Here is a 19,499-nt window from a genome sequence, read left to right as displayed (position 1 = left end):
GAGAGGCTAGGCCCGGGGGTGCAGCCGTGAAAAGGCGGGGGCAGGCGTATCCACAGGGCTTTCCCCCGAAAACCGGTTCGCTTGCGGTCAGATGGCGTCCTTGAGCTGCTTTTCGAGCGCGGGCCAGTCATGTGTGCCCTCGAGCAGCTTGCCGTCGAGCACGAAGCTGGGCGTGCTGGTGATGCCATAGTGTTCGGCATCGGCGGCGGACCGGTCGGCCATCGCATTGGCCTTGGCCTCGTCCGACAGGCAGCGGTTCATCTCGGTGCGCGAATAGCCGCGCGTTTCCATGATGTCGTAGAAATCGAGATCGCTGGCGATCGCCTGCAAGCGCGCCGAAAGCGAGCCGAACTGCCAGCGCGATTTCTGGGCCTGCGTCGCGGTGCGCGCCTTTTCGATCCATTCGTCATAGCGATAGGTGATCGCTTCGTGATTGCGGCCGAATTTCTTCGGATCGCCGCAATGCGTGAGCAGCGCTGCGGTCAGATCGACCGGGTCGCGGATCAGATGGCGGATTTCATAGCTGATCTTGCCGGTGGGGACATAAGCCAGCTTGAGCGCGCCATCGCCCTGCCGCGCGAAATGCGCGCAATGCGAGCAGGTGTAGCTCATGAATTCGACCAGCTTGGTCTCGGCGGCGGGATTGCCGAAGCGGTGCCCGCCATCGGTCCGGTCGAGCATGCCCGCCCAATTGCCGCCCGGCAGGATCAGCCGTTCCTGCGCGCTCGCGGTAATCGCCAGCGTTCCGGCCCCGGCCAGCGCCAGCGCGGCCAATGTCAGCTTTTTCTTCGTCACGTGTCCTCATTCCCATTCTCTTGCGACCCCATGCTGCGCGCCAGCGATTCGAGCACGGTCCGCAGTTCGGGGTCGCCGATATCACGCAAGCTGTCGCCCAATTCCATCGGAATGGGCTTGAGCGACGGCGGCGCCTTGGGTTTTTCCCTGTCGGGCGGCGGCTTAACCTCGCCTTGCCGCAGCTTGATCCGCGCCACCGCGCGATAGCCGAAGAAGCGGTTCACCCGCTCGATGATCTCGGGCAGCACCTGCTGCACCAGCGGCGCATGCGCGGGTTTGACCACCAGATGCATGATCCCCTCGGCTTTCTCGCCGGGGGGGAAGCGGATCATCTCGGGCGTGCAGACGCGCGCGTGGGTCGGGCCGACGATCTCGGGCCAGCGGCTGACCACCGAGCTCTGGACGAAGCCGAAGCGGCGGAAGGCACTGCGCCCGATTTGCGGCATCAAATCGCTGATCGGCTTGGCCCCGCCCCCGCGCGGGCGGGAATATTGGCGGCGGCTGGCGCCCTTGTTCGGGCCCGGCGTGCCGGATCTGGTGGTGTCGCTTCCCATGGTGCGAAAGCTCATGCCATAAGCGCGCCGTGGCCGCTACTGTCTCCGAAACCCTGCTCGACTGGTACGATGCGCATGCGCGCGACCTGCCGTGGCGCGCGCGGCCCGGTGCGCCGCGCCCCGCCGATGGCAGCTGGCCCTATCGCGTGTGGCTGTCCGAAGTGATGCTGCAGCAGACCACGGTGGCGGCGGTGAAACCCTATTTCGACGCCTTCACCACGCGCTGGCCGACGGTCGAGACACTTGCCGCCGCGCCCGAGGAAGACGTCATGGCGGCGTGGGCGGGGCTGGGCTATTATTCGCGCGCGCGCAATCTGGTGAAATGCGCACGCGCGGTGGCGCAGCGTGGCGGGTTTCCGCAGACCGAAGCCGACCTGCGCGAATTGCCCGGGCTGGGCGCCTATACCGCCGCGGCGGTTGCCGCGATCGCTTTCGGCCAGCGCGCGGTGGTGGTCGATGCCAATGTCGAGCGCGTGGTCGCGCGGCTATTCGCGATCGAGGCGCCGCTGCCCGGTGCGCGCAAGCCGATCCGCACCGCCGCCGATGCCATCACCCCCGATGACCGCGCGGGCGATTTCGCGCAGGCGATGATGGATCTCGGGGCGACGATCTGCACCTCGCGCGATCCCAAATGCCTGCTGTGTCCGCTCAGCCAGGCCTGCCGGGGCCGCGCGGCGGGCGATCCGGCACGGCTGCCGGTCAAGGCAGCGAAGAAACCCAAGCCGCTGCGACAGGGGCACGCTTATTGGATCGAGCGCGAGGGGGCGGTGTGGCTGGTCAAACGCGCGGGCACGGGCATGCTCGGCGGGATGCGTGCGCTACCCGATGACGGCTGGAGCGCGCGCGGCGACGGATCGGGCGAAGCGCCGCTCCAGGGCGTGTGGGAAAGCGCGGGAATGGTGCGGCACACCTTCACGCATTTCTCGCTCGAACTGTCGGTACACATCCAGCGCGATGCGCCGGCGGTCGGGGGCAGCGGCGAATGGTGGCCGCTCGACCGCCTCGACGAAGCGGGGCTGCCGACATTGTTCGCCAAGGCCGCGCGGCTGGCGCTGGTGGGTTAGATAATCCCGCCGCCCAGCGACAGACGGATCGCCGCGATCAGCAGCACGACGAGGCAGAAATTGCGCCCACCATTGCTCGACGACATCTGACCCACCAATAGGCCCACCACGATCAGCGGCAGCGCGAACCAGTTGGCCCAGCCGAGCAGCGGAATGGTCGCCGGAATGACGATCACGAGCGAGACGATCCCGAACAGGATGGAGAGGATGTTGAGCATGTGTCCTACATAGATAGGACACCGTGCTTTGACAAGCGTTTCGATTCGCAATTGACGCTCCCGTGTGCGTCCCGCACAAACGCGCGCAAATATTGATACGGAGAGATACGCATGGCCTTTCGCGAGTTCGACACCCCCCAGGTCTCCCGCCGTGCGCTGCTGCGCGGGGGTGCGTGGCTTACTGCCGGCGCGGCGCTGGCGGGCAATCCGATGGGCCGCATGGCGCTGGCGCAGGGCGGCGCGGCGAACTGGCAGGCCGTCACCGCGATGGTCGACAAATACGTGTCGGAGCGCAAGGTGGCGAACATGGTCGCGACGCTCGGCTGGGGCACGCGCGATCCGCAATATATCGCCCGCGGCACGCTCGCGCTGGGCGGCCCGGCCAAGGCCGATGCCGACAGTCTCTACCGAATCTATTCGATGACCAAGCCGATCACCGGCATGGCCGCGATGATGCTGATCGATGATGGCCGGCTGCGGCTCGACCAGCCGATTGCCGAACTGCTCCCCGCCTATGCCAACATGCAGGTGCAGAAGACCTATGACGGGTCGGTCACCGATGTCGTCCCGGCGGAACGCCCGATCACCGTGCGCCAATTGCTCACGCATACCGCGGGGCTTGGCTATGGCATCGTCCAGAAGGGGCCGATCACCAAGGCCTATGCCGACCAGGGGCTGATCCCCGGACAGGTCAGCCGCATCCCGATCCCCGGTATCGGCCGCGCAACCCCGGTCGAGGGGCTCGATGTCTTCGCCGACCGGCTCGCCACGCTGCCGCTGGTGCTGCAGCCGGGCAGCAAGTGGAGCTATTCGGTCGGCCTCGACCTGATGGGCCGCGTGATCGAAGTCGCCTCGGGCATGGCGTTCGACGAATTCCTGCGTAAGCGGATCTTCGAACCCACGGGCATGACCAGCACCTGGTTCACCGTCCCCGAAAGCGAAGTCGGGCGCTTCACTACCAATTACGGCATCATGAATGGTACCCCGATCCCGATGGATCCGGCCAAGGCGTCGATCTATCTCGACAAGCCACCGTTCCCCTTCGGCGGCGCGGGGCTGGTGTCGAGCCCGCGCGATTACGACCGCTTCCTCCAGATGCTGCTCGGCTACGGCGTGATCGAAGGTAAGCGCGTGATGGGCGAACTGGCGGTGCGCGTGGGCACGTCGAACCTGCTGCCCGACACCGCCACCACCGAAGGCACCTGGATCGAAGGCCAGGGCTTTGGTGCCGGTGGCCGCGTGAGCGATGGCTCGTATGGCTGGGGCGGGGCCGCGGGCACGGTCGCTTTCGTCAATTACAAGGCGGGACTGCGCGCCAATCTGATGACCCAGTACATGCCGTCCGAAGCCTATCCGATCCACGAGGGCTTCCCCAAGGCGGTGGTGAGCGATCTGGCTGCGATGCAGGGGGCGAAGGGCTAACACGTGCTTTCCTTCACCGGCTCGCGCCTCGACCGCGCCGATCACGTCCGCGCCGATCCCGAACGGCTCGCCGGCTATATGAACTGGAAGGCCCGTGTGCTCGCGCTCGACGGGCTGATGCCCTCGCTCGACGATGCCAACCGGCTGGTCTGGGGCACATTGGCTGACGTGCCCGAAGATGCCGAATTGTGCTTCCTCGGGCTGGATGACGGCAAGGCCTGTTTCGCCGCAGTCCCGCCGCGCGGCGATGCCACTCCGCGCATGGCCAACCCGCAATTGTGGTCGCTGATGTCGACGCTGCAACCCGACGATCTGGCGCTCTATGGCGGCGCGCGCAGCCTGGCCGACTGGCATGCGCGGCACCGTTTCTGCGCGCAGTGCGGCGGCGATACCAAGCTCGCCAAGGGCGGCTGGCAGCGCAATTGCACCGCCTGCGAAGCCAGCCATTTCCCGCGCACCGACCCGGTCACGATCATGCTGGTCGAGCATGAAGGCCGGCTGATGCTGGGGCGCGGCCTCGGCTGGCCCGAAGGGCGTTTCTCCGCGCTCGCGGGCTTTGTCGAGCCGGGCGAAAGTATCGAGGAAGGCGTCGCGCGCGAAGTGCTGGAAGAAGCCGGGGTGCGGGTGCGCGACGTGACCTATGTCGCCAGCCAGCCATGGCCATTCCCCAGCCAGCTGATGATCGGCTGCCACAGCCATGCCGACAGCGACGAGCTGACGATCGACGAGACCGAGATGGCCGAAGTCGAGTTTTTCACGCGCGAGCAGGTCGGCGCGGCGCTGGAAGGGAACGGCCCCTTCGTCGCCCCGCCGCCGCATGCTATAGCGCATCACCTGATACAGTGGTGGATGGAAAGATGAGCGAACCCAGAACCTTGCGGATCGATATCTGGTCCGATGTCATGTGCCCCTGGTGCCTCGTCGGCTGGGGCAGCCTGCAAAAGGGCCTCGCCCAGCTCGAGGGCGAGATCGAGGCGGATATCCGCTGGCATGCCTTCGAACTCAATCCCGACATGCCGCCCGAGGGCGAGGAAAGCACCGCGCATATCGCGCGCAAATATGGCTCGACCCCCGACCAGTCGAAGGCGGTGCAGGGGCGTATGCGCGAAGCCGCGCAAAATGCTGGCGTATCGCTCGATTACCAGGGCGACGATCCCGAACCGCCGCGGTGGATGTGGAACACCTTCGATGCGCACAAGCTGCTGACCTGGGCGGGCGAGGCGCACGGCCCCGAGAAGCAGACCGAATTGAAGCTTGCTTTGTTCGAAGCGCATTTCAACCGGAGGCGCCAGATCGGCGACCATGCGGTACTGCTCGACGTGGCGGACAGCGTCGGCCTCGACCGCGCGGCAGCCGAAGCCGCGCTGGCAAGCGAGGAGTTCGCGCACAAGGTCCGCTCCGAGGAACAGGCGGCGTGGGATTTCAACATCACCGGCGTCCCCGCGATGATCGTGGAAAACAAGTTCATGATCCCGGGCGCGCAGCCGCCCGAAGCCTATGCCGACGCATTGCGCCGCGTGGCGGAGAAAACCGCGGCCTGAACGCAAACGCCCCGCCGGTGAGGGCGGGGCGCTGCGTTATCGATTGCGGGCGTGGGGTCAGCCGCGCGAATCCTGCATGGCGGCAAGCGTCTTGTCGCCCTTCTGCGCATCCTGCGCGGGATTGTCCGAACCCGTTTCGGGCTCGCGATTGTCGGGATCGGTCGCGCTGTTCAACTCGCCGCGCTTGCCGACCTGGCGGTTCACTTCGCCGCCGGAGGAACCTTGCTGCGACGGGGTCGCGTTTTCGGTCATCTCGGCGATCATTTCGTTGTCGGGGTGAAGCGATTGGCGTTCGGGCATAAGTGTTTCTCCTTTACCCTACCAACGGGCTGGCCCGCCCGGATGTTCCATTTTGCGCCGCCGTGCGGTCAGATCAATCCGAGCCGTTCGAGCTTGCCCGCCAGCTTGCCGGGCAGCGCATCGCCAATGTCTTCGCCCGGCGCCAGATCGCGCGGAACCTCGCCCTTGAGATAGCGCCAGCCCTGGTGCGCGCGTTTGGGGCGCGGGTGGACGCGGACCAGTTCGGGCTTGAGATCGATCGACCAGCGCCCGTCGGGGGTTTCGCTGAAGCCAAGGATCTCGCTGCGCGCGACGATCGCATGCTGGTGGATCCAGAACAGCGATCCGCCGATGCACTGCTCCCACTTGGTCGGGCGATAGCGCGTGGTCAAATTGGGACTGCGCCGCGCGGCATACCAGTTCTCGATATCGGCATAGGTTTGCGCACCGAAGGCGATCTTGGTCAGATTGAGCGGCATTGGGGGTGATGTAGCGCTTCGTCCCCATATCTCAACCATGCGGGATAGCGGACGATGTTTCCTGAAACGTCGCCCCGGACTTGATCCGGGGCCGGTGCTTCGTTTCACCGGGTGCGCGCGAAGCCAAGCAGCCCCGACCCCGGATCAAGTCCGGGGTGACGCGATGGGGGGAGGCAAACTCACTGCTTTCCTACACCGACCCGCCACTGGCAGGAGCGGGTCGTGCGCGCATCTCTACCCCTCCAGCTCCCGTATTTCCGCGGTCTCGCAGCGCAGCAACCACCCGCAGCTTTTTTCGCCCTGGACCGTGTAACACCCGGTCCATGTGTAGGCTCGCTATCCCGTGACCCCGCAGGCCACGGCGAGGCCGAGGAAGGCGAAGAAACCCATAGAATCGGTGATCATCGTCACGAATACGCTGCTCGCGACTGCCGGATCCTGGTCGAGCCGTTCGAAGGCGACCGGTACCAGCACGCCAGCCAGCCCCGCGGTAACCACGTTGATCACCATCGCCAGCGCGATCACGCCGCCCAGCAGCGGAGTGAAGATGACGCCCGTCGCCAATCCAACCAGCACCGCGATGGTCACTCCGTTGAGCACGGCCACGCGCATTTCGCGGATCAGGATGCGGCGCGTGTTGCTGCGTGTCAGCTGGTTGGTGGCGATCGCGCGGACGGTCACCGCCATCGTCTGCGTGCCCGCATTGCCGCCGATGCTGGCGACGATCGGCATCAGCACCGCCAGCGCGACCAATTGCTCGATCGCCGCGCCGAACAGCGCGATGATCAGGCTGGCGACCAGCGCGGTGCCCAGATTGGCGACCAGCCAGCGCACGCGCGCGGAGTAGGCTTCGCGGATCGGCTCGTTGATGTCGCCTTCGCCCGCACCGCTCATCAGCAGCGCGTCTTCGCCCGCTTCTTCGGAAATGATGTGGACCACGTCGTCCACCGTCATCTGGCCGACCAGCCGCTCGTTCTCGTCGACCACGGCGGCGCTGATGAGGTTGTACTTCTGGAACATCAACCCGACCTCTTCCTGGTCGAGCATTACCGGGATCAGCGTCTGGTCGCGCTTCATCACATCGGCGAGCGCAATGCTGCGCGGCGCGCGCATCACCCAGCTCAGCGCGCAGGTGCCGACCGGGTGGTGCTTCTCGTCGACCACGAAAACCTCGAAGAACTCGTCCGGCAGGTCGCGGCCTTCGCGCAGGAAATCGATCAGATCGCCGACGGTCAGATGTTCGGGCACCGCGACGAAATCGCGGCTCATCAACCGGCCGGCGGTTTCCTCGGGGTAGGCGAGCGCGGACTGGATCGCGATCCGGTCTTCCAGCTCGATCTCGGCAAGGATCGCGCGCTGGTCGGCTTCGTCGAGATCCTCGATCAGCTGGACCGCATCGTCGGTTTCGAGCTGGTCGACGATCTGCGCCACCGCCTCGGGCGGCAGCGCTTCCATCATGTCCTCGCGGACGTAATCGTTGAGCTCGGCGACCACGTCCGAGGTCATCAGGTCGGTGATCGTCGCGGCGAGCTGGTAGCGTTCCTCGCGCTCGAACAGTTCGAGCAGATCGGCAATGTCGGCGGGGTGGAGCGGCTCGACCAGCTCGTAAACCGCCTTGCCGTCGCCTTCATCAAGCGCATCGGCGACCGAGCGGACGAACTCCGCCTTGAGCGTGTTCTCCTCGTCCATCCGTTCGTCGTCGATACGGTCGTCGGGGCGCGCCTCCTCGACGGGCGGATCGGCCAGCATCACATCGTCTTCGGGCGGCGTCGCATCGGCCATGGCCTGCGGTCTAGGCAGACGCGGTGGGATTGCAAGCAGAGGGTGACACGCCGTGCACAATCCCTATGTAGGCGGCCAACCAATCACAGGAGATACCCCGATGGCGGACAAGCTGACCTTCACTCTCGACACCGGCGATGGCGACAACAAGGACGTGGTCATCAAGCTGCGTCCCGATCTCGCGCCCGGCCATGTCGAACGGATCACCACGCTGGCGGGCGAAGGCTTCTACGACGGGGTGGTCTTCCACCGCGTGATCCCCGGCTTCATGGCGCAGGGCGGCGATCCGACCGGCACCGGCATGAGCGGCAGCGACAAGCCCGACCTCAAGGCCGAATTCAACAGCGAACCGCACACGCGCGGCACTTGCTCGATGGCCCGCACGCAGGTCCCCGACAGCGCCAACAGCCAGTTCTTCATCTGCTTCGATGACGCCGAATTCCTCGACGGCCAGTACACCGTCTGGGGCCAGGTAGAGAGCGGCATGGAGCACGTCGACGCGCTGCCCAAGGGCGAACCGCCCGCAAACCCGGGCAAGATCGTCAAGGCGACTGTTGGGTAACCTGCCGGCTTGGTTGCCACGCCTCCCGAGCCCATTGAAACGGCCGAAGTGCCTATCGATGGGTTTGGGAGTTGTCTTTGCCGTCGGATCGTCCGTTCTCCTCGCCGGATGTGAGGAAATTCGTCTTCCGATAGTCTGGCAAAGCGACTTCCGCGGTAGCATGACGGGGCTAAAGTCCTGCATCGATGCCAGCGCGGTCTTTCCGGGCGGCATGGTGCCAATCCAAGGCGTTGATGGTGTTGGACGTAGGCGGCTTTGGCCCGAACCCAGCAACAGCCTCGACTACTCACTTGGGTCAGGAAAGACACTTCATTTCTACGAGGGCAGCTCCGGAAATTGGATCGTTCGCGTTCGTTCGGGTGATCCGCTGAACCCGCAAGAAAGATCAGTTCTAAGCCAATGCGTCGATGATCGCGGTCGTTGAAAATTTCGTCCAATCTGGCTAAAGCGCCCCTCCCATGAGATCGACCATATTCCCCAAGACCTACGGGGCCAAAGTCTTCGGTCGCCAGATGAACGTCTATGACGGCGAGCGCATGGCCGAGATGCCAGGCGCTAAGATCTGACGTGAGGTTACGCCGCCTAGCTTCTGCAATTTTGCCGCTCGCTCTGACCGCCTGCGTCACCTATCCCGATATCTCGCAATCACGCTCGCCGTGCCGGATGGAGCCTGGCGGGTGGTGCGGCTTCGTGCGCGAGGCGGCGGTCGAGGCGTGGCCCTTCGCGGTGGCTGCGACCAATGCCTATACCGGCGATCACGATGTCTTCGCCGAGCTGGGCGCGGCGCTGGCCCGGCTCGAGCGGCTCAAAATCGATGCCGAGACCGCCGACAAGGGCTTTGGCTACGAGCTCTTCGCGCAATACCGGCAAAGCGGGAGCGGCGAGCGCGAGCTGGCAGCGCGTATCCTCTCGTTCCGCGGGACCGATTTCAACGGCCTGACCGACATCTTCTACGGCACGCTGCGCAGCGACCATATCGAACTGGCGCTAGCTGCCTTCGAGGCCGAGCGCGCGCGTCCCGAATTCGGCGATGGCGTGCCGTGGATCGTGACCGGCCATTCGCTGGGTGGGGCGCTGGCGACCGAAATCTCGGTCCGCTATCCGGAAGTGCGCGCGTATATGTTCAACACCTCGCCCTTCTATCGCAGCGACGGGATGACCAACGATATCCGGCGCACGGTCTTCAACGAGCGCGGCGAAATCCTGCGGCGCTTTGCGCGCTTCGACGAGGCACCCGCGGCGGAAGCCTTCACGCTCAACTGCGGTCCACGGGAGAGCACCTTCGCCAAACACAAGATCCGCCCACTGGCCGACTGCATCACCTGGATAGCCGCCTATGGGAGCAAGGACGCTGCCGCCGTCATCGACGCCAACGCCGACAGCACCATGCCGGTGCGAAAGCCGCTGGTCGAATGCGGACCCGCGGATAAGGTGCACCCGGGCCCCGACTACCGCGAAAGCGAACCCTGCGTGCACCAGTCGCGACGCGGCGACGAGGCTGATAGCGAGTCCGATTGAACACGCGCGCGCTTCGGGCTAAAGGCGCGGACTTCATGAAACCGACCACCACCCCTCCCAAGACCTACCGGGTCAAGAGCTTCGGCTGCCAGATGAACGTCTATGACGGCGAGCGAATGGCCGAGATGCTCGATGCGCAGGGCATTGCGCCCGCCGCCGAGGGCGAGGATGCCGATCTGGTGGTGCTCAATACCTGCCACATCCGCGAGAAGGCGGCGGAGAAGATCTATTCGGACATCGGACGGCTGACCAAGGGCAAGACGCAGACCAAACCGCCGATGATCGCGGTCGCGGGCTGTGTTGCGCAGGCCGAGGGCGAAGAGATCATGAAGCGCTCGCCCGCGGTCAGCATGGTCGTCGGCCCGCAGGCCTACCACCGGCTGCCCGAAATGCTGGACCGCGCAGTGCAGGGCGAACGCGCGACCGATACCGACATGCCCGCGATCGCCAAATTCGCCGCGCTGCCCGACCGCCGCCGGATCGGCCCGACCGCCTTCCTCACCGTGCAGGAAGGCTGCGACAAGTTCTGCACCTATTGCGTGGTGCCCTATACCCGCGGCGCGGAAATCTCGCGTCCTTACAGCGATCTGGTGACCGAAGCGCGCAAGCTGGTCGAAGCGGGCGCAAAGGAAATCACTTTGCTTGGCCAGAACGTGTCCGCGTGGAGCGGCGAGAACGACAGGGGCCACGCAGTCGGCCTCGCCGGGCTGATCCGCGATATCGCGGCGATCGATGGCCTTGCGCGTATCCGTTACACCACCAGCCACCCCGCCGACATGGACGACGACCTGATCGCCGCGCATGGCGACACGCCCAAGCTCATGCCGTTCCTCCACCTGCCGGTGCAGGCGGGCAGCGACCGCGTGCTCAAGGCGATGAACCGCAGCCATACCGTCGAAAGCTATCTCAAGCTGCTCGACCGCTTTCGCGCCGCGCGCCCCGATCTCGCGCTGTCGGGCGACTTCATCGTCGGCTTCCCCGGCGAGACCGACGCCGAGTTCGAGGAAACGCTCGAGCTGGTCGGCGAGGTTGCCTATGCGCAGGCCTTCAGCTTCAAATACTCGCCGCGCCCCGGCACCCCTGCCGCGACGATGGACGGGCAAGTGGCGAAAGAGGTCATGGACGAGCGCCTCCAGCGCCTCCAGGCCGCGCTCAACCGCGACCAGCTGGCCTTCAACCAAGACACCGTCGGTCGCACCTGCGAAGTGCTGGTCGAACGCAAGGGCAAGCTGCCCGGCCAGTGGCTCGGCAAGACGCCGTGGCTGCAGAGCGCGTGGTTCGAAGGCGACGTGCAGATCGGCGACCTCGTGCAGGTCGAACTGGTCGAGGCGGGGCCCAACTCGCTCGCGGGGATGCTACGCGAGACTGTCGCCGCCTGATTACAGGCGGATGACTATCCACCGTCGCGCAGCGTGGACCAACTTGCGCGCGGTGCGTTGAAGCCTAAACTCCGAGTCGCATTTGAAAGGAGCCTATGGCCCGCAAACCTGTCCAGAAGGACGCTCAGACCTTCTCCCCGCCGCCCTCTCCGCAGCGCGAAGTGCGCCGCGCACAGGTCGATCTCGGCTTCGACAACCAGAGCCTGCTGGGCGCACTGTTCGGCCAGTTCGACGCCAATCTGGTGCAGGTGGAAAACCGCCTCGGCGTGTTCATCTCGGCGCGCGGCAACCAGCTGCATATCGAAGGCCCCGAAGACAGCGTGGCGCGGGCGCGCGACGTGCTCAAGGCGATGTACGACAAGCTGGCGGTGGGTCAGGATCTCGACGCCGGGGCGATCGAGGCGCTGATCACCATGTCGGACGAACCCACGCTCGACGGGATCGTCGGCGCCGAACCGGGCAACGACAAGGCTGGCCCGCCGATCATGATCCGCACGCGGCGCAAGACCATCGTCCCGCGCAGCGCGATGCAGACCACCTATATGCGCAGCCTGGTGCGCGACGACATCATCTTCGCGCTTGGCCCGGCGGGGACCGGTAAGACCTATCTCGCGGTGGCGCAGGCAGTCGCGCAGCTGATCACCGGCAGCGTGCAGCGGCTGATCCTCAGCCGCCCCGCGGTGGAGGCGGGCGAAAAGCTCGGTTTCCTGCCCGGCGATCTGAAAGAGAAGGTCGATCCCTACCTGCGTCCCCTGTATGACGCGCTCTACGATTGCATGCCCCCCGAACAGGTCGAACGGCGGCTGGCCTCGGGCGAGATCGAGATCGCGCCGATCGCCTTTATGCGCGGCCGCACGCTTGCCGACGCCTTCGTCATCCTCGACGAGGCGCAGAACACCACGCGCGAGCAGATGAAGATGTTCCTCACCCGTTTCGGCCAGAACAGCCGCATGGTGATCTGCGGCGATCCGCGGCAAGTCGACATCCCCGGCGGCGACGGCATGAGCGGGCTGGCCGATGCGGTCGGCAAGCTGGAGGGCGTCGACGGCTTCGGCACCATCCGCTTCACCGCCGCCGACGTGGTGCGCCACCCGATCGTCGGCCGCATCGTCGAGGCTTACGAGGGGCTGAGCGCATAAGTCAGTCATTGCGAGGAGCCGCAGGCGACGCGGCAATCCATAGAACTGCGCGCTGGATTGCTTCGCTGCGCTCGCAATGACAGAGGGTCGGAAATGGATTTCGACATCGACATCGACAGTTGGCCCGGCGGCACCGACTGGGACGCGCTGGTGGAGCGTGCGCATGGCGCGGTCGCGGCAGGCGAGCCGGCGCTGGGCAATCCGCGGCTGACCGCCTCGGTGCTGTTTACTTGCGACGCGGAGGTTCACGCCCTGAACAAGGAATGGCGCGGCAAGGACAAGCCGACCAATGTGCTGTCCTTCCCCATGCTCGACCGCGCCGACCTGCTGGGCCTCGCACCCGACGGGCCGCCCGAAATGCTGGGCGATCTGGCGCTGGCGGCGGAGACCTGCGCGCGCGAGGCGGCGGACAAGGGGATCGCGCTGGCGGACCATGCCACGCACCTCGTGATCCACGGCCTGCTCCACCTCGCCGGGCACGATCATGTCGATTCGGACACGCAGGCCGAAGCGATGGAAGCGATCGAGATCGCAGCGCTTGCAAAATTGGGTATCGCCGACCCATATGGGGACGGCAACTGACTGGAGTGCATAATTAGGGCCATGCCCGATTCGTCATCACCCGCGGGAGACGCGGAGAGTAGCAGCGGGCTCTTGCTCGCCATCCGGAAATTTTTCGACCCCGACTACGGCGAACGCTCGCTGCGTGCGCAGCTGGAAGACGCGATCGACGAGCACGAGGACGAAAACGGCGAGGATACGCCCGAACACAGCGGCACGGGCGATCTGTCGCTGGTCGAGCGCCAGATGCTGCGCAACCTGCTGCATTTTTCCGAGCACGATGCCGACGATGTCGCGGTGCCGCGCGGCCAGATCATCGCGATCGAAGCCACCGCCAGCTGGGACCAGCTGGTCGAAACCTTCGCCGAACACGGCCATTCGCGCATGCCCGTCTACCGCGACCAGCTCGACGATGTGATCGGGATGATCCACATCAAGGACGTCTTCACCATCCTCGCCCGGCGCGAAACTCCGCCGAGCGACTGGACCGTGCTGATGCGCCAGCCGCTCTATGTCCCGCAGACGCGCAACGCGCTCGATGTGCTGGCCGACATGCGCGCGCAGCGGATGCATCTGGCGGTGGTGGTCGACGAATTCTCGGGCACCGACGGCCTCATTACCATCGAGGATCTGGTCGAAGAAATCGTCGGCGAGATTGAGGACGAGCACGACGAGGCGCCCGAGGAGTGGATCGTCGATATCGGCGAGGGCATGTGGGATTGCGATGCCCGCGCCGAGCTCGAGGACGTGGCCGAGAAGGTCTCGCCCGCGCTGGCCGAGGTCGAGGAATCGGTCGATACGCTGGGCGGGCTGGCGTTCGTGCTGGCCGAACAGGTGCCCGAGGTGGGCCGCGTGCTGGAACATCGCAGCGGCTGGCGGATCGAAGTCACCGATGGCGACGAAACCCATGTGAAGCGCCTGCGCCTCCACGCACCCGAGGATTTTGCAACAGTCACGTGACGACAGTTGCAGATTATCGCACATTCGCCCTCGACAGGGGCGAATTGCGACCATAGCGTGCAACCATCATGGCTACCCGGCGACTACCCCCCTTGCGCGCCCTCGAGGCTTTTGTCCGGACGGTCCGGCTTGGCTCCGCCCGCGGCGCGGCGGACGAACTGGGACTGAGCCCTTCGGCGCTGTCGCGGCGGATCGGCAATCTGGAAGAATTCGTCGGCAAGAAGCTGTTCACCCGCGCCCGCCAGTCGATGCAGCTGACCGATGACGGACACGCCTTTTTCGAAGCGGTGAACCCGCAGCTCGAAGCGCTCGCCCGCGCGGTCGAAAGCCAGTCGGAAAACCTCTCGCTGCTGCGTCTGCGGCTCGGCGTGCTGCCGCTGTTCGGGACGCAGCGGCTGTTCCCCAAGCTTGGCGAGCTGCGCGAACGGCATCCGCTGCTGCATATCGATATCGATACCGGCGCGCATCTGGAGGACCGGGTCGGCGATGTGCTCGACGCCGCGATCATCCTCTCGCGCGGGCCGTCGCGCGGGCTGCATGCCGTCCGGCTCGATTACAACAAGGTTCATGCGATCTGTAACCGCGACCTGGCGGACAAGATCGGGTCCACGCCCGACCGCGATCTGCTCGCGCGGCAGACCTTCCTGATCCATAACGAACTGCCCGAAAGCTTCACCGCCTGGCGCGCGGAAATCGGCTTCGCCGATCTCGAACCGGCCGCAATCGACCATTTCGATTCCGGCCAGATCATGCTCGAGGCAGCCGCGCAGGGGCTGGGCATCGCGATCATGCATGACGACCATATGCGCCGCGCGGCCGACAACCGGCTGGCGACGCTGTTCGACGTCGCGGTCGAAAGCCCCTATAGCTACTGGTTCGTGTGCAAGCCCACCGCGCTGGAAGAACGCCCGGTGCGGCTGTTCCACGACTGGCTGGTCAAGGCCGGGCTCTGACCCCCAGGCTCTAATCTTCGCCGGTCTTTGCGTCGGGCGCGAAATAGCGGATCGCTTCGACCGTATGGCGGAAATCGCGCAGCGGTTCGTCGAGCGTCGCTCCCAGTTCTTCCTCGATTTCCTCGCGCGCCTTTGCGGCAATCGCCTTGCGTCCGTGGTATTCCTCGGGGCTGAATGGTTCGAGATAGGTGATCCGCAGGCGGAACGAGCCCTTGCGCCCCATCACGCGCATCGCGTTGTTGAGGCCGTCTTCCTCACCGATCCAGCCGATGAATTCGGACACCTCGCCATAGTCGAGCACCACCGGCTGGACGAGCACGCCCGGCGGCGGCGGTTCGAGCACCGAGAGCATCGAGCTCTTGAAGGGCAGCAGCGATTTGCCATCGGTGGTCGTGCCTTCGGGGAACACCGTGACCGACCAATTGTCAGCCAGCGCCTCTCTCAGCGCATTGATTTGCTCGGCGACGTCCATCCGGTTCTCACGCTTGACGAACACCGTGCGGTTGAGCCGGCACAGCCAGCCGATGACGGGCACTTGCGACAATTCGTATTTGGCGACGAAGGCAGTCCCCGTCGCGCCCGCCAGCGCGAGGATATCGACCCATGAGACATGGTTGGCGATGAAGAACACGTCGCGCCGCAGCGGCGTCCCGCGGATATGGACGCGCGCCCCGATGATCCATGCGGTGTAACGCAGGAACAGCATCGGGAAGGGCGAGCCATAGGCGAAGACGCGGTACAGGTAATGCAGCGGCACGCTGACCAGCAGCCCCGCCAGTATCCCCAGCGTGCGCAAGACGAAGCGCAGCCATTCGCGCAAGGCTAGCGGGGTTTTCTCGCCGCGCATCGCGGCCAGCCGGCGGGCGGACAGGCGGGCAAGCCGCCGCTCGGCCTGCGCGAGGCCCTTAGTCTTCGCGGTCGAGGCGGACGCCATAGAGTTCCAGCCGGTGGTCAACGAGGCGGTAGCCCAGCTTGGCGGCGATCTGCTTCTGCAGCGCCTCGATCTCCGGATCGACGAATTCGACCACCTTGCCGGTCTCGACATCGATCAGATGGTCGTGATGTGCCTCGGGCACCGCTTCGTAACGCGCGCGCCCGTCACCGAAATCGTGGCGGTCGAGAATGCCGGCCTCTTCGAACAGCCGTACCGTGCGATAGACGGTGGCAATCGAGATGCCCGAATCGATCTTGTTGGCGCGTTCATGGAGCAGTTCGACATCGGGGTGGTCGTCGCTTTCCGACAACACACGTGCGATGACCCGGCGCTGCTCAGTAATGCGCAGACCTTTGTCGGCACACAATTGTTCAAGATCGATCTTTTGGTGCAATTTTGCTTCCCGCATGAAAAAACGCCCCGTACCCTTATCGGGCCGGGGCGTCTTGCTCAAGGCGAACCGAAGGGCTTTACGCTTCCTTCTTCTTACGGCCGCGCTTCTGACCGGGTTTGCGGCCCAGTCCGATCTTGACTGCCAGCTCGCGCCGCTTTTCGGCATAGGCGGGGGCGACCATCGGGTAATCGGCGGGCAGGTTCCAGCGCGCGCGATATTCCTCAGGGGTCATGTCGTAGGCGGTTTTGAGATGCCGCTTCAGCATCTTCATCTTCTTCCCGTCTTCGAGGCAGACGATGTAATCTTTCTTCACCGACGAACGAATGGGCACCGCAGGTTCGGGCTTCTCTTCTTCGGGTTCGGTTCCGCCAAGCCCCGAAAGTGCGTTGTAGATGTTCGAGATCAGCGTCGGCACTTCGTCGACCGCAACGCTGTTATTGCTCACATGGGCCGCCACAATGTCCGAGGTTAGCGTAATCAGGGTCTCGCCCATGTCGGTGTTCAAATCTTCCATCATTTACCTTCAAAATTTGGGGATTTTATCCGTGTCGCGACCCACTCCGGCGGCATTGTATAAAATCGACAAGAAAATGCAACGACTGTTGGACAAGGTTATTCTTGTCGCGCGTTTACAACTTCCGCGCGAAGGTAATCGCGTCGAGCGGGGTGCCGTCGATGGTCCGGTAATAATCGACCCGGCGGCCGATCGGTTCGAACCCGCAGTCGCGATAAAGTGTCTCGGCGGGGTTATTCGCGCGCATTTCCAAGAATATACGTTCTGCGCCGCCGTCGAACGCCACTCGGGCGAAAGTCTCGATCAGCTTCCGGCCAAGTCCTCGTCCGCGCAGTTCGGGACGGACGCCGATCAACAGCATCTCCTCTTCGCCCGGCGCCCGCTTGGCGAGAATGAAGCCGGCGGCAACATTCGTGCCGATTATTGGCTCGCCTTCGGCATCGAGTAGAATCGCGTAGGTGTGCGGCATGGCCAGCGAGTTCTCGACCTGCTGGCGCGTCCATGCTTCGCGCCAGCGCGGATCGAAGGCGGCCTCCATGACCGCCATCAACTGGTCGAGCTCGCTCATCCGCCCGGCAGCTTCGCATCCGGAGGGCGCCCGTAAAGCGGGGCGAGATCGTCGCGCAGCAGGCTGTCGGGCAGGGCGGGTACATGGCGTGCATCGGGCAGGCGGACCGGATCGGGCGTGCGACCGGCAAGGTCGCCAAGCTCTTCGGCCTTCGACCCGGCAAGCAGGTCGCCAAGGCTGCGTGCCCCGGCATCGGCGGGAGGGAAGGAGGCGACCGCGCCCAGCGGCAGGCCGTCGCCGCCGAAGTCCTGCACGAACCATTCGCTATGCCCGCCGGTCATGCACACGCTCACCGTCTGTCCGCTATCCCCCCGCGCCATCGCGGCGACCAGTGCCAGTGTGGGATAGCCGCGGACTGCGGCGTGCCAGGCGATTCCCAGCGCGCGCGCGACCGCCAGCCCGATCCGCACACCGGTAAAGCTGCCCGGCCCGAGCGAAACGCGGATCTCGTCGGCGCGGCCCTTGCCCGGCAATTCGGCAATCATCGGGACAAGCCGTTCGGCATGGCCGCGGCCCAGCACTTCGTGGCGCGCGTCGAGCAGCGCGCCGTTGTCGAACAGCGCGACCGAACAGGCCTCGGTGGCAGTTTCTATCGCAAGGATGCGCATGACCGCGCACTGCCCCAGCACAAGCGCGGCTGCAAGTCAGTCGATACGGTTGAACTTGTCGAAGTCGGGGCGCGGGCTGCGCGCGAAGATGCTTTCGCGATCTCCATAGCCGATGGCGCAGATGAAATTGCTGCGATGGCGCGGCTCGTCGGCGAAGAACGCCTTGTCGACCGCATCGTTGTCGAAGCCCGACATCGGGCCGCAATCGAGCCCCAGCGCCCGCGCGGCGATCATCAGGTAGGCCCCCTGCAGCGAGGAATTGCGGAACGCGCCGTCCTTGCGGCCTTCCTCGTCGCCGTCGAACCAGCTCTTTGCGTCGGTGTGCGGGAACAGCCACGGCAGTTCCTCGTGGAAATCGATATCGTAGCCGATGATCGCGACCACCGGGGCCGAGGTGATCTTGTCCTTGTTGCCGTCGATCGCCAGCTCCGCGAGCTTGGCCTTGGCTTCGGCGGACTTGGCCCAGATGATCCGCGCAGGCTGCATATTGGCCGACGTCGGGGCCATCTTGAGCAATTCGTAGATCGCGTGGATCTGGTCGTCGCTGACCGGCTTGTCGAGCCAGCCGTTATAGCTGCGCGCGTCGCGGAAGATCAGGTCGAGCGCGTCGGGCGAAAGGGTATCGGCCACAGGAAGAATTCCTTCGGGTGTCGGGGGATCAGGCGGCGCGGACTTCGACGACCTCGGGCACGTAATGCTTCAGCAATCCCTCGATGCCGTGCTTGAGCGTGGCGGTGGAGGAGGGACAGCCCGAGCAGGCACCCTGCATCTGCAGGTGGACAATGCCGTCGCGATAGCCGCGATACTGGATATCGCCGCCGTCTCCCGCCACGGCAGGGCGCACGCGGGTTTCGAGCAATTCGTTGATCTGCGCGATGATGTCGCCATCTTCCTCGCGCTCTTCGACCAGCATGCCTTCGTCTTCGGGCGGGACCGCGATGCCTCCGGCGCTGCCCGGTGCGAACAGCGGTGCCTGCGAGACGAAATGGTCGAGCAGGATTGCCAGTACCTGCGGCTTGAGATCGCTCCAGCTGGCGCCCGGCGCGACCGTGACGGTGACGAAATCGCCGCCGAAGAACACGTTCACGACTTCGCCCGTGTCGAAGATCGCCTGCGCCAGCGGACTGGCCTCCGCGGCTTCGGGGGTGGCGAACTCGCGCGTGCCCTGCGTCATGACCTGCTGGCCAGGGAGGAATTTCAGGCTCGCCGGATTGGGCGTCGTTTCGGTCTCGATGAACATGATGTGCGATGTAGGAATGGTGGGAACCCGGGGCA

Annotated in this window: 24 protein-coding genes; 11 read left to right on the top strand and 13 right to left on the bottom strand. The window is 65.2% G+C overall.

Annotated features, from left to right (window positions below):
• Window positions 1-87: 87 nt before the first annotated feature.
• Together N6L26_RS06920 and N6L26_RS06915 are read right to left on the bottom strand one after the other, a co-directional pair.
• On the bottom strand, window positions 88-795 hold the full coding sequence (locus N6L26_RS06920) for a DsbA family protein (RefSeq protein ID WP_263604888.1): 708 nt from the start codon (window positions 793-795) through the stop codon (window positions 88-90).
• Complete coding sequence (locus tag N6L26_RS06915; RefSeq protein WP_412071315.1) at window positions 792-1,364, bottom strand: DUF721 domain-containing protein; 573 nt, start codon at window positions 1,362-1,364, stop codon at window positions 792-794. The genes N6L26_RS06920 and N6L26_RS06915 overlap by 4 nt, the downstream gene beginning before the upstream one ends.
• Window positions 1,365-1,378: 14 nt before the next feature.
• Between N6L26_RS06915 and N6L26_RS06910 the strand changes: the two genes are divergently transcribed.
• A complete protein-coding gene (locus N6L26_RS06910; RefSeq protein WP_263604887.1) occupies window positions 1,379-2,413 on the top strand; it encodes an A/G-specific adenine glycosylase in 1,035 nt (344 codons plus the stop codon).
• Here N6L26_RS06910 and N6L26_RS06905 read toward each other — a convergent pair.
• Window positions 2,410-2,631: a hypothetical protein gene (locus N6L26_RS06905; RefSeq protein ID WP_263604886.1), complete on the bottom strand. Its 222-nt coding sequence runs from the start codon at window positions 2,629-2,631 to the stop codon at window positions 2,410-2,412. The two genes, N6L26_RS06910 and N6L26_RS06905, sit on opposite strands and share 4 nt — an antisense overlap.
• A 111-nt stretch (window positions 2,632-2,742) precedes the next feature.
• Between N6L26_RS06905 and N6L26_RS06900 the strand changes: the two genes are divergently transcribed.
• From N6L26_RS06900 to N6L26_RS06890, 3 genes are all read left to right on the top strand, one after another.
• Window positions 2,743-4,053, top strand: a complete 1,311-nt coding sequence (locus tag N6L26_RS06900; protein WP_263604885.1) for a serine hydrolase domain-containing protein — start codon at window positions 2,743-2,745, stop codon at window positions 4,051-4,053.
• Window positions 4,054-4,131: 78 nt separating this feature from the next.
• Window positions 4,132-4,914 carry an NAD(+) diphosphatase gene (gene nudC, locus N6L26_RS06895; RefSeq protein WP_263607265.1) on the top strand — a complete coding sequence of 261 codons (783 nt, stop codon included), beginning with the start codon at window positions 4,132-4,134 and terminating at the stop codon, window positions 4,912-4,914.
• Window positions 4,911-5,594 (top strand): DsbA family oxidoreductase, encoded by a 684-nt coding sequence (locus N6L26_RS06890; RefSeq protein WP_263604884.1) that lies wholly within the window; start codon window positions 4,911-4,913, stop codon window positions 5,592-5,594. Before nudC ends, N6L26_RS06890 begins: the two co-directional genes overlap by 4 nt.
• A 57-nt stretch (window positions 5,595-5,651) precedes the next feature.
• Here N6L26_RS06890 and N6L26_RS06885 read toward each other — a convergent pair whose 3' ends face one another.
• The 3 genes from N6L26_RS06885 to mgtE all read right to left on the bottom strand — a co-directional run bounded on the left by N6L26_RS06885 (window position 5,652) and on the right by mgtE (window position 8,134).
• Window positions 5,652-5,894: a hypothetical protein gene (locus N6L26_RS06885; protein ID WP_263604883.1), complete on the bottom strand. Its 243-nt coding sequence runs from the start codon at window positions 5,892-5,894 to the stop codon at window positions 5,652-5,654.
• 68 nt (window positions 5,895-5,962) lie between these two features.
• Window positions 5,963-6,352, bottom strand: coding sequence for a DUF1489 family protein (locus tag N6L26_RS06880; RefSeq protein WP_263604882.1), 390 nt, complete (start codon window positions 6,350-6,352; stop codon window positions 5,963-5,965).
• Between the two features lie 336 nt (window positions 6,353-6,688).
• Window positions 6,689-8,134, bottom strand: a complete 1,446-nt coding sequence (gene mgtE / locus N6L26_RS06875) for a magnesium transporter (RefSeq protein ID WP_263604881.1) — start codon at window positions 8,132-8,134, stop codon at window positions 6,689-6,691.
• Between the two features lie 100 nt (window positions 8,135-8,234).
• Between mgtE and N6L26_RS06870 the strand changes: the two genes are divergently transcribed.
• The 7 genes from N6L26_RS06870 to N6L26_RS06840 all read left to right on the top strand — a co-directional run bounded on the left by N6L26_RS06870 (window position 8,235) and on the right by N6L26_RS06840 (window position 15,206).
• Window positions 8,235-8,696 (top strand): peptidylprolyl isomerase, encoded by a 462-nt coding sequence (locus N6L26_RS06870; RefSeq protein ID WP_253514934.1) that lies wholly within the window; start codon window positions 8,235-8,237, stop codon window positions 8,694-8,696.
• Between the two features lie 597 nt (window positions 8,697-9,293).
• Window positions 9,294-10,214, top strand: a complete 921-nt coding sequence (locus N6L26_RS06865) for an alpha/beta hydrolase (RefSeq protein ID WP_263604880.1) — start codon at window positions 9,294-9,296, stop codon at window positions 10,212-10,214.
• A 35-nt stretch (window positions 10,215-10,249) separates the two neighbouring features.
• A complete protein-coding gene (gene miaB / locus N6L26_RS06860; protein WP_263604879.1) occupies window positions 10,250-11,593 on the top strand; it encodes a tRNA (N6-isopentenyl adenosine(37)-C2)-methylthiotransferase MiaB in 1,344 nt (447 codons plus the stop codon).
• 95 nt (window positions 11,594-11,688) lie between these two features.
• Entirely contained in the window at window positions 11,689-12,732 is a 1,044-nt protein-coding gene (locus N6L26_RS06855; protein WP_263604878.1) for a PhoH family protein, read from the top strand.
• Window positions 12,733-12,825: 93 nt separating this feature from the next.
• Window positions 12,826-13,314 (top strand): rRNA maturation RNase YbeY, encoded by a 489-nt coding sequence (gene ybeY, locus N6L26_RS06850; RefSeq protein WP_263604877.1) that lies wholly within the window; start codon window positions 12,826-12,828, stop codon window positions 13,312-13,314.
• 21 nt (window positions 13,315-13,335) lie between these two features.
• Window positions 13,336-14,253, top strand: a complete 918-nt coding sequence (locus N6L26_RS06845) for a hemolysin family protein (RefSeq protein WP_263604876.1) — start codon at window positions 13,336-13,338, stop codon at window positions 14,251-14,253.
• 68 nt (window positions 14,254-14,321) lie between these two features.
• Complete coding sequence (locus N6L26_RS06840; protein ID WP_263604875.1) at window positions 14,322-15,206, top strand: LysR substrate-binding domain-containing protein; 885 nt, start codon at window positions 14,322-14,324, stop codon at window positions 15,204-15,206.
• A 10-nt stretch (window positions 15,207-15,216) separates the two neighbouring features.
• On the opposite strand, the gene N6L26_RS06835 is transcribed toward N6L26_RS06840, so the two are convergent.
• The 7 genes from N6L26_RS06835 to N6L26_RS06805 all read right to left on the bottom strand — a co-directional run bounded on the left by N6L26_RS06835 (window position 15,217) and on the right by N6L26_RS06805 (window position 19,464).
• Complete coding sequence (locus tag N6L26_RS06835; RefSeq protein WP_263604874.1) at window positions 15,217-16,140, bottom strand: lysophospholipid acyltransferase family protein; 924 nt, start codon at window positions 16,138-16,140, stop codon at window positions 15,217-15,219.
• On the bottom strand, window positions 16,112-16,534 hold the full coding sequence (locus tag N6L26_RS06830; protein WP_263604873.1) for a Fur family transcriptional regulator: 423 nt from the start codon (window positions 16,532-16,534) through the stop codon (window positions 16,112-16,114). The genes N6L26_RS06835 and N6L26_RS06830 overlap by 29 nt, the downstream gene beginning before the upstream one ends.
• A gap of 76 nt (window positions 16,535-16,610) precedes the next feature.
• Window positions 16,611-17,048: a MucR family transcriptional regulator gene (locus N6L26_RS06825; protein WP_263604872.1), complete on the bottom strand. Its 438-nt coding sequence runs from the start codon at window positions 17,046-17,048 to the stop codon at window positions 16,611-16,613.
• 115 nt (window positions 17,049-17,163) lie between these two features.
• The gene (locus tag N6L26_RS06820) at window positions 17,164-17,616 is read right to left on the bottom strand and encodes a GNAT family N-acetyltransferase (RefSeq protein WP_263604871.1); all 453 of its coding nucleotides are present in this window, start codon (window positions 17,614-17,616) and stop codon (window positions 17,164-17,166) included.
• The gene (tsaB, locus tag N6L26_RS06815) at window positions 17,613-18,224 is read right to left on the bottom strand and encodes a tRNA (adenosine(37)-N6)-threonylcarbamoyltransferase complex dimerization subunit type 1 TsaB (protein ID WP_263604870.1); all 612 of its coding nucleotides are present in this window, start codon (window positions 18,222-18,224) and stop codon (window positions 17,613-17,615) included. The genes N6L26_RS06820 and tsaB overlap by 4 nt, the downstream gene beginning before the upstream one ends.
• A 36-nt stretch (window positions 18,225-18,260) precedes the next feature.
• Window positions 18,261-18,854 carry a malonic semialdehyde reductase gene (locus N6L26_RS06810; RefSeq protein WP_263604869.1) on the bottom strand — a complete coding sequence of 198 codons (594 nt, stop codon included), beginning with the start codon at window positions 18,852-18,854 and terminating at the stop codon, window positions 18,261-18,263.
• Between the two features lie 28 nt (window positions 18,855-18,882).
• Window positions 18,883-19,464, bottom strand: a complete 582-nt coding sequence (locus tag N6L26_RS06805) for a NifU family protein (RefSeq protein WP_263604868.1) — start codon at window positions 19,462-19,464, stop codon at window positions 18,883-18,885.
• Between the last annotated feature and the right edge of the window lie 35 nt (window positions 19,465-19,499).

The sequence above is a fragment of the Qipengyuania sp. SS22 genome (assembly GCF_025736935.1).
Classification (GTDB): domain Bacteria; phylum Pseudomonadota; class Alphaproteobacteria; order Sphingomonadales; family Sphingomonadaceae; genus Qipengyuania.
This window is presented reverse-complemented; position numbering and strand designations above follow the sequence as displayed.

Coding starts and splice junctions, on each gene's coding strand:
- N6L26_RS06820 (WP_263604871.1), bottom strand. CDS start 17,616: ATGAGCGAGCTCGACCAGTTGATGGCGGTCATGGAGGCCGCCTTCGAT.
- mgtE (WP_263604881.1), bottom strand. CDS start 8,134: ATGGCCGATGCGACGCCGCCCGAAGACGATGTGATGCTGGCCGATCCG.
- N6L26_RS06915 (WP_412071315.1), bottom strand. CDS start 1,364: ATGAGCTTTCGCACCATGGGAAGCGACACCACCAGATCCGGCACGCCG.
- N6L26_RS06805 (WP_263604868.1), bottom strand. CDS start 19,464: ATGTTCATCGAGACCGAAACGACGCCCAATCCGGCGAGCCTGAAATTC.
- N6L26_RS06835 (WP_263604874.1), bottom strand. CDS start 16,140: ATGGCGTCCGCCTCGACCGCGAAGACTAAGGGCCTCGCGCAGGCCGAG.
- N6L26_RS06905 (WP_263604886.1), bottom strand. CDS start 2,631: ATGCTCAACATCCTCTCCATCCTGTTCGGGATCGTCTCGCTCGTGATC.
- N6L26_RS06855 (WP_263604878.1), top strand. CDS start 11,689: ATGGCCCGCAAACCTGTCCAGAAGGACGCTCAGACCTTCTCCCCGCCG.
- tsaB (WP_263604870.1), bottom strand. CDS start 18,224: ATGCGCATCCTTGCGATAGAAACTGCCACCGAGGCCTGTTCGGTCGCG.
- N6L26_RS06900 (WP_263604885.1), top strand. CDS start 2,743: ATGGCCTTTCGCGAGTTCGACACCCCCCAGGTCTCCCGCCGTGCGCTG.
- N6L26_RS06885 (WP_263604883.1), bottom strand. CDS start 5,894: ATGCCCGAACGCCAATCGCTTCACCCCGACAACGAAATGATCGCCGAG.
- nudC (WP_263607265.1), top strand. CDS start 4,132: ATGAACTGGAAGGCCCGTGTGCTCGCGCTCGACGGGCTGATGCCCTCG.
- N6L26_RS06880 (WP_263604882.1), bottom strand. CDS start 6,352: ATGCCGCTCAATCTGACCAAGATCGCCTTCGGTGCGCAAACCTATGCC.
- N6L26_RS06890 (WP_263604884.1), top strand. CDS start 4,911: ATGAGCGAACCCAGAACCTTGCGGATCGATATCTGGTCCGATGTCATG.
- N6L26_RS06825 (WP_263604872.1), bottom strand. CDS start 17,048: ATGGAAGATTTGAACACCGACATGGGCGAGACCCTGATTACGCTAACC.
- ybeY (WP_263604877.1), top strand. CDS start 12,826: ATGGATTTCGACATCGACATCGACAGTTGGCCCGGCGGCACCGACTGG.
- N6L26_RS06840 (WP_263604875.1), top strand. CDS start 14,322: ATGGCTACCCGGCGACTACCCCCCTTGCGCGCCCTCGAGGCTTTTGTC.
- N6L26_RS06845 (WP_263604876.1), top strand. CDS start 13,336: ATGCCCGATTCGTCATCACCCGCGGGAGACGCGGAGAGTAGCAGCGGG.
- miaB (WP_263604879.1), top strand. CDS start 10,250: ATGAAACCGACCACCACCCCTCCCAAGACCTACCGGGTCAAGAGCTTC.
- N6L26_RS06870 (WP_253514934.1), top strand. CDS start 8,235: ATGGCGGACAAGCTGACCTTCACTCTCGACACCGGCGATGGCGACAAC.